Annotated in this window: 1 pseudogene; it reads left to right on the forward strand. The window is 51.4% G+C overall.

From position 1 onward, the window contains the following. A pseudogene (locus NHE85_RS12545) lies at positions 1–1555 on the forward strand (hypothetical protein); the annotation flags it as partial.

The raw sequence follows: 1555 nt of genomic DNA on the forward strand, positions 1-1555 counted from the left end.
CAAACGCAGGGTAGACCTTACGGTACAGAATGCCGTAATTGCCGATGCCCTTGGCCTTACCATACCGGATGATCTTATTGTAGAGTACTATACCACCGAGACAGGAGCCAACAGTGGCCTAGCCAACAGGATCACCAACCCTGCCACCTATATGGGCTCAGACCAGCAGGTGATCTGGGTAAGGGTGGAAGACCCTGTAACAGGCTGCTACAGCGTAGAGAGCTTCATGCTTATCTTCAATGCACCGCACGCCCTTACCACGCCAAGCCCTCTTGCTATCTGTAACGAAGCCCTTCCAAACGACGGCCAGGCCGAGTTTGACCTTACGGTAAGGGAAGACCAGCTTTTAGGCCCATCAGGCATCGGGCAGGGGTATACCGTAGAATACTATGAATCCGACCCAAGGGTTGATACCGGCGCAATAGCCATAGCCGACCCTGAGCATTATACCAACCCTGCACCACCACAAGGCAACCCAAAAACATTGTTTGTTAAAGTTACCACCCAGGATGGCTGTGTTAGCTATACGACCCTTACCATCAAGGTACTTCCGCTGCCAACACCGGATACTACCCCTGATGCTTTGGTGCTGTGTGATGACAACGGAGACGGTGACGGCGTAGAGGAATTTGACCTTACCCAGGCCGCAGCCGATATAAAAGACAACGGCAGCAACTACATACTTACCTACTATACTACGCAGGAAGATGCGCAGAATGAAGTAAACCCGATAGCTGACCCTTCAGCCTATGAAAGCGGGACAGGTTCAGTGTGGGTACGTGTTGCCCTTGATACGCACAACCCTGCAGAGCCGATGTGTGCGCAGATCGTTGAGCTGCCCCTTATCGTGAACCCGCTTCCGCCGGTAGCCGACCTTGAGCCATTTGCGCATTGTGAGCAGAATACCGACGGTGCCTATGATTTTAACATCCAGGAATATGTAAACAATGCCCTTGGCGGCAATGAAGCGGATGAGTATGATGTTGACTTCTTTGAAGATGCCGCACTTACCACCCCTGCAGTACCGGTAACAGCCTACCCTGTAACAGGAGGCAGCGGTACGGTATATGTAAGGGTAACCAATAACGATACAGGCTGTATGATCGTAAAAGAGCTTAGCCTGCTTGTAGAGGAAGGTGCGATTGCCAATCCAATTACTACTGTATTTGATGAATGTGACTATGACGGTGCCAATGACGGTATCATCAGCACCTGGGACCTTACGGTTGTAGAAGGTGAGGTACTGGGCACGCAGGACCCTGCAGGCTATGAGGTAACCTATTACACCAGCCTGGAAGATGCAGAGAGCTATGAAAATGCCATAGCCACCCCTGAAGCCTATACCAATACTATAGCCGATGACCAGACCATCTGGGTAAGGGTGACCAATACCGCTACACTAAGCAAATGCCATGATATCACTACCTTCACCCTGCATGTAGAGCGCCTTGCAGAACCTGTGATCACAGGGGAGAACGGCAGCAATACGGTATGTGTTGATGTAGACGGTACAACAGACGGCCTGCTGCTTGACAGCGGTGTAGCCCCTGCAGGA

Source organism: Flavobacterium sp. NRK1 (genome assembly GCF_024054175.1).
Classification (GTDB): Bacteria; Bacteroidota; Bacteroidia; order Flavobacteriales; family Flavobacteriaceae; genus Flavobacterium.